Origin of the sequence: Streptomyces nanshensis (assembly GCF_001751255.1) — a bacterium.
In the GTDB taxonomy this organism is placed as follows: Bacteria; Actinomycetota; Actinomycetes; order Streptomycetales; family Streptomycetaceae; genus Streptomyces; species Streptomyces nanshensis_A.
The window spans coordinates 1-6,259 of the sequence record NZ_LJGW01000016.1 but is presented as its reverse complement, the minus strand read 5'-3'; the positions used below and the strand labels follow the sequence as shown (position 1 = coordinate 6,259).

At 73.2% G+C, this 6,259-nt stretch carries 7 protein-coding genes and 1 riboswitch; of the genes, 5 read left to right on the top strand and 2 right to left on the bottom strand.

The genetic code is table 11. From position 1 onward, the window contains the following. From AN218_RS36280 to AN218_RS37715, 4 genes are all read left to right on the top strand, one after another. Positions 1-663: lyase family protein (locus tag AN218_RS36280; protein ID WP_476755948.1), on the top strand; the 663-nt coding region annotated here is incomplete at its 5' end. A gap of 283 nt (positions 664-946) precedes the next feature. Beyond that, positions 947-1,792, top strand: a complete 846-nt coding sequence (locus AN218_RS00455) for an alpha/beta fold hydrolase (protein WP_070014429.1) — start codon at positions 947-949, stop codon at positions 1,790-1,792. Between the two features lie 112 nt (positions 1,793-1,904). Further along, positions 1,905-2,822, top strand: a complete 918-nt coding sequence (locus AN218_RS00450; RefSeq protein ID WP_070014434.1) for an oxidoreductase — start codon at positions 1,905-1,907, stop codon at positions 2,820-2,822. A 112-nt stretch (positions 2,823-2,934) separates the two neighbouring features. Continuing rightward, positions 2,935-3,918, top strand: coding sequence for a response regulator transcription factor (locus AN218_RS37715; RefSeq protein ID WP_476755947.1), 984 nt, complete (start codon positions 2,935-2,937; stop codon positions 3,916-3,918). Positions 3,919-3,947: 29 nt separating this feature from the next. Here the strand turns inward: AN218_RS37715 and AN218_RS36275 are convergent, their stop codons facing one another. Further along, complete coding sequence (locus AN218_RS36275) at positions 3,948-4,088, bottom strand: hypothetical protein (RefSeq protein ID WP_171908548.1); 141 nt, start codon at positions 4,086-4,088, stop codon at positions 3,948-3,950. A gap of 84 nt (positions 4,089-4,172) precedes the next feature. Then, positions 4,173-4,369, top strand: a riboswitch (cyclic di-AMP (ydaO/yuaA leader). 2 nt (positions 4,370-4,371) lie between these two features. Here AN218_RS36275 and AN218_RS38685 point away from each other — a divergent pair. Beyond that, positions 4,372-5,445, top strand: a complete 1,074-nt coding sequence (locus tag AN218_RS38685; RefSeq protein WP_070014427.1) for a transglycosylase family protein — start codon at positions 4,372-4,374, stop codon at positions 5,443-5,445. A gap of 219 nt (positions 5,446-5,664) precedes the next feature. On the opposite strand, the gene AN218_RS00435 is transcribed toward AN218_RS38685, so the two are convergent. Next, positions 5,665-6,259, bottom strand: a 595-nt coding sequence (locus tag AN218_RS00435) for a thiamine pyrophosphate-dependent enzyme (RefSeq protein WP_244900172.1), incomplete at its 5' end; no start/stop codon positions are given.

Below are 6,259 nucleotides of genomic sequence, written 5' to 3'. Positions count from 1 at the left end.
GCCGCGGACGTGCTGGTCCTCTCGCGCAGCGAGATCGGGGAGGTCGGCGAGGGCGGCGGAGGCACCTCGTCCGCCATGCCGCACAAGGCCAATCCCGTACGGGCCACGCTGCTGGCGGCCACCGCACGGCAGGCGCCCGCGCTCGCCGCGACCCTGCTCTCCTCGCTCGCCGCCGAGGACGAGCGGCCCGCCGGCGCCTGGCACGCCGAGTGGCAGCCGGTGCGCGAACTGCTGCGGCTGACCGGCGGCGCGGCCCACCACGCCGCCGAACTCGCCGAGAGGCTCCAGGTGTTCCCGTACCGCATGCACGAACATCTCGCCCTCACCGAGGGGTTGATCGTCAGCGAGCGCTTCACCGTCGCGCTCGGTCCGCTGCTCGGCCGGGCCCGCGCGCGCAAGCTGCTCGACGCCGCCTCGCAGAAGGCCGTGGACGAGGGGATCACCCTGGACGAGGCGCTGGAGGAGGAAGAGCCCGCGCTGCGCGAGATGCTCTCGAACGAACGGCTGCGGGATCTGACGGACCCCACGCACTACACGGGTTCCGCGCCCGCGCTCACCGACCGGGCACTGCGGCGCGGACCCGGCGCACGCGGACCGTTCCGCGCCCGGCACGGCGGACGGGTCCGCGGGCGGATCCCCGGCGGCGGCGACCGGGACGGATGAGACGAACGAGACGGACGGTGCAGGCGGAGCCGCGCGGGACGGCTGAGCCGGGAACCGCACCGCACCGGACCGTTCCGCGGGGACACCGCCCCTGGCACCGGCCGCACTCCTGGCCATAACGTCGGCCGCACACCGGCCGGACCATCCGGCCGAAGAACGCGAAGCACTCGAAAACCGGAAGCGGTGACAGACCATCGGCAACGGAATCCCCTCCCCCGCCTCGCCGGGGAACGGCGAACGAAACGGCACCTCCCGCAGCGCAGGCAGCCCCGGAGACCGCACCGTGACCGCTCCCGTACCGCCCGTCACCGAACCCCTCCCGTACCACCGGATCGACGGCCCGCCCGACGGCGTGCCGATGATCCTCGGCCCGTCCCTGGGCACCTCGCTGGCCGTCTGGGAACCGCAGCTCCCCGCGCTGATCCGCACCCACCGCGTGCTGCGCTGGGATCTGCCGGGCCACGGGGCCTCGCCCGCCGAGCCGATGGCCGGCTCCGCCAGCGAACTGATCCCCGTCGACGGCACCGCGACCGTCGCCGACCTCGCCGAACTGGTGCTCCGCGCCGCCGACGCCCAGGGCTGGGACACCTTCGCGTACGCCGGGATCTCGCTGGGCGGCGCCGTCGGGCTGCAACTGGCCGTGGACCACCCGGAGCGGCTCACGGCGCTCTCGATGGTCTGCTCCTCGGCGCGCTTCGGGGAGCCGTCGGTGTGGCGGCAGCGGGCGGCGGACGTACGGGCGAACGGCACCGAGCCGATGCTCGCCTCCCGGCCGGGCGTCTGGTTCGCGGAGGAGTTCGGGAGCACGCCGCACGGCGCCGCCCTCCTGGAGGATCTGCGCTGCACGGACGCCGCCGGGTACGCGGCGTGCTGCGACGCCCTCGCCTCCTTCGATCTGCGCGACCGGCTCGCCGAGGTGTCGGTGCCCACGCTGACCGTCGCCGGACGCCTCGACCCGGCCACCCCGCCCGCGCACGCCCGCGAGATCACCGACGCCGTGCCCGGCTCCGCCCTGGTGGAGGTCGCGGGCGCGGCACATCTGGCCAACGCGGAGTGCCCGGACCCGGTGACCTCGGCCCTGCTCGTCCACCACGACGGAATGCTGCCGGGGCAGACCCAGCACCCGTAGCCGGACGGACGGGCCGACGAGGCCCCGAAGAGCTGCCGCCGGGGGCGCCCGGCGCGTACCGCCCCCGGCCGCTCCCTCGCGCGGCGGGTGCGCCCGCCATACGCTGATGCGCATGAGCTGGACAGCGCGCAGCATCCCCGACCAGAGCGGGCGCACCGCCGTCGTGACCGGAGCCAACAGCGGCGTCGGCCAGGTGACCGCGCGCGAACTGGCCCGGCGCGGCGCGCGCGTCGTGCTGGCGTGCCGCAGCGAGCAGCGCGGCGCCGCCGCCCTGGACCGGCTGCGCTCCCAAGTGCCCGAAGCCCGCGCCGAGTTGCGGCTGCTGGACCTCGCGGACCTGTCGTCCGTACGGGAGTTCGCGCACGCGCTGCCCTTCGACCGGCTCGATCTGCTCGTCAACAACGCGGGCCTCGCGGCGGTTCCGTACGCCCGCACCGCCGACGGCTTCGAGATGCAGTTCGGCGTGAACCACCTGGGCCACTTCGCGCTGACGGGGCTGCTGCTGGAGCGGCTGCTCGCCGCCGGGGGCGCCCGCGTCGTGACGGTCGCGGGCATGGCGCACGTCCTGTCCAACATCGACATGAGCGACCTCGCCGGGGAGCGCCGCTACCGCCCGCTGATCGCCTACGCGTCCTCGAAGACGGCGAATCTGCTCTTCGTACGGGAGCTGTCCCACCGCGTCCTGAGCAAGGGCCTGGATCTGACCGTCGCCGCCGCGCACCCCGGCTACGCGCGCACCGAACTGCAGACCAAGGGCGCCCGGCTCGCCGGGCAGCCGGGGCGGGAGCGGATGCTGCGGCTGGCGGGCGACGTGGCCGGCTCCTCGCCCGACCAGGGCGCGACGCCGGTGCTGTACGCGGCGACCGCACCGTATGTGCAGAACGACGCGTTCTTCGGACCGCGGCTGATGGGGGTGCGCGGCGGTCCGGGCCGCGCGTGGCGGGCGCCCTGGGCGCGCAACGACCTTGCGGCGGGCCAATTGTGGAAGGTCTCGGAGCGGCTGACGGGCGTGGTGTATCCCGGTCTGTGACGGACCGGGCCGCTCCCCGTGGATGCGCGGGCGCGGCCCGCTCCCGTACGTTCCCCGGTGAACCCCGTGCCCGCCGCGTTCCGTCCGTCCGGTACGTTCCGTCCGCTCCCCTGTGCCCCGCCGTTCAGCCCGTCTCGTCCCGTCTCATCCCGTCCCGAGTGAGGAGGCAGCCGTGATCCGTGTGCTCGTCGTCGACGACGACTTCATGGTGGCCCGGCTGCACAGCACCCTGGTCGGGCAGGTGCCGGGCTTCACGGTCGCGGACGCGGTGCACAGCGGCACCGAGGCGCTGGCCGCGGTGCGCGAACTCCGCCCGGATCTCGTCCTGCTGGACATGTACCTCCCGGACGTGCCCGGCCTCGAAGTGCTGCGCGAACTGCGCGGCACCGCGGCTCCCGGCGAGGGTCCGGACGTGCTCGTCGTGACGGCCGCGCGGGACGCGGAGACGGTACGGGGCGCACAGCGCGGCGGCGCCGTGCAGTACGTCATCAAGCCGTTCGAAGGGCATCAGCTCCAGGAGCGGCTGCGCGAGTACGCGGAGCGGCGCGAGGCGCTCGCCTCGCTCCAGGCGCCCCGACAGGGCGATGTGGACCGGCTGTTCGGCGTCCCGGGCGTAGGNGCCACCCTACGGCGGCAGGGCGGACGACGGCACCGCGAGCCCCCCCGCCGTACCCGGGGCCCGCTCCGGTGCCGCTCCGGGAACCGGCGCGGAAGGCGGTCCGGGAAGCGGTCCGGGTGCCGCCGCCGGCCCCGCCGCCCGCGTCGCCGCCCCGCCGCGGCTGCCCAAGGGACTCACCGAGCAGACGGCCCAACTCGTGCGCGCCACACTGGAAGAGAGCGCCGGACCGGAGGGCCTGTCCGCCTCCGAGTGGCCGGGCTCTCGGGCCTCTCGCGCGTGAGCGCCCGGCGGTATCTGGAGCACTTCGTCCACCTCGGCACGGCCCGGGTCACCCTGCGGTACGGCACGACGGGCCGCCCGGAACGCCGCTACCACCGCGTCGGCCCGCCCCGTACGGAGGCGCAGCCGCACACCGCAGAAGGCGCAGAACCGGGCACACAGGGTGAATCGGAGCGGGAAACTCCCGGAAGTGCGTGATTCGCACCACAGCATCCCCGTGACCCGCGTCACAGCTTTTCCGGCCCCTCTTCCGCGTCCCGCTCAATTCCCTTGCCGCGCAAGGGAAATGGAGCCGCGTTCTTGACCCCGTACATGCCAAATTCGGCGATCTTCGCGTGCGCCGGGACCCGCAGCTTTCTTGTGGTCACGAATTCCTTCTGATTAACGTGCAACCGCACCGCGTCTCCCGTGCGGTGGTTCGCGACCGGGACGCCTAATCCTGCCGCCCGGTTCCGCGGAAAGTGCAATCCCAGTACGGCAGGAGCGGGGGACCCAAAGGTAAGTGCCGTGCGTTTCGCACCCGGAGGAACGCCGGAAGGAACACACGGCTTGGGGTGAAGCCGTATCCGAATGCCCCCGCATTCGGTGCGGCCGGGCAACTCCAGCCCGAATCCGACAGCTCACCTCGCAGGCGCAGGAGAGGAAATCCCTATGTCCGGACGCGGTCGTCACCGTCGTCAGCCCGAACGTCGCATCTCGCGCCGAGTCTCCCGCACCTCCCTCGCCCTCACGGCGGGCGGAGCGGGCATCGCCCTCCCGTTCATCGGGACGGGCACCGCACACGCCGCCTCCGTCGACACCTGGGACAAGGTCGCCCAGTGCGAGTCGACGGGCAACTGGTCCATCAACTCCGGCAACGGCTACTACGGCGGTCTGCAGTTCTCGCAGAGCACCTGGAGCGCCAACGGCGGCACGGAGTACGCGCCGCGCGCCGACCAGGCCACCAAGGAAGAGCAGATCCGCGTCGCCGAGAAGGTCCTCGACAGCCAGGGCCCCGGCGCCTGGCCGTCCTGCGGCGCCAAGGCCGGCCTCGGCCAGGACAGCGCCGAGCCCGACCTGAGCGGCGACTCCGGCGAGCAGGCCGCCGCCAAGAAGGACGAGTCCAAGGACTCGGAGAAGGCGGCCGAGGACTCCGAGAAGTCCGGGAAGAAGGACCAGAAGAAGGACAAGGCCGAGAGCGGCGGCACGTACACGGTCGTGCCCGGCGACACGCTCTCCGCGATCGCCCGCGACCACGACACCGAGGGCGGCTGGAAGGCCCTGTACGAGGCCAACCGGAAGACCGTCGGCGACGACGCCGACCTGATACGCCCTGGCCAGAAGCTCGGCCTCGACGGCGAGCGCAAGGGCGGCGAGCAGCCGCAGGGCGGCGCCGAGGCCTCGCAGTCCTCCAGCGGCAACTACGCGAACAACCTGGACGGCTGGATCCGCGAGGCCATGGACGTCATGCGCCAGCACAACATCCCCGGGTCCTACGACGGCATCAAGCGGAACATCATCCGCGAGTCCGGCGGCAACCCCAACGCGGTCAACAACTGGGACATCAACGCCCAGAACGGCACCCCGTCCAAGGGCCTGCTGCAGACCATCCAGCCCACCTTCGACGCCTACCACGTGGCGGGCACGGCCAACAGCATGACCGACCCCGTCGCGAACATCGTCGCCGCCTGCAATTACGCGGCCGACAAGTACGGCTCCATCGACAACGTCAACGGCCCGTACTGAGCGACTCCCTCTCCGGCGGCCCTTTCCGCCGGAGCGGGACGGCTCCGCAGCGGAGCGATCCGGCCCCGGTGGCGGCCCGTTCCCGGAAGACAATTCCGGGTGCGGCCGCCATCGGGTTTTTTCACGGCGTCCGATCCGCCGCCGCCCGCCGCCGCCTTTCCGTACGGAAATCCACGGCGTGCCGCCGAATTCCGGTGCGTGCGGGGCGCATTCGGCGCGTCACGGCTCGAAGGTCTCCTCCGCGCGCACCGCGACCTCCAGAACCATCGGCCGTGCGGATTCCGCGAGTTCGGGCACGAGCGCGTCCAATTCGCCGAGCAGTTCCGCGTATTCGGTCACGCGGCGCGCACGGCAGCCCAGTGCCTCCGCCATGCCGGAGACGCTGACTTCCTCGAACCCCGGCCAGGGGGCGGCCCTTTCGTGGGCGTCCGCGAGCCGGTCCATGATGGCGTACCGGCCGTTGGCGAGCACGACGAAGAGCACGCCGACCCGGTAGCGCACGGCGGTCCACAGCGCCTGGATCTGGTAGAGCGACGAGCCGTCGCCGACGACGGCCACCACCGGACGCTCCGGCACCCCCATCCGTACGCCGATCGCGGCCGGCAGCGCGAACCCGAGCCCGCCCATCGCCGCGCTGAGGAATCCCAGCGGACTCCGCGCGGGCACGAGGGCGTGCAACTCGGGGCGGCTGGAGGGGGTTTCCTCCACCAGCACCGTCTCCGCGGGCAGCCGCCGCGCGAGTTCCGCCAGGACGTGCGCGGCCCGCAGCGGCTCCCCGCCGGCCGGGGGCGGCGGTGCGACGGCCCGCTCCACG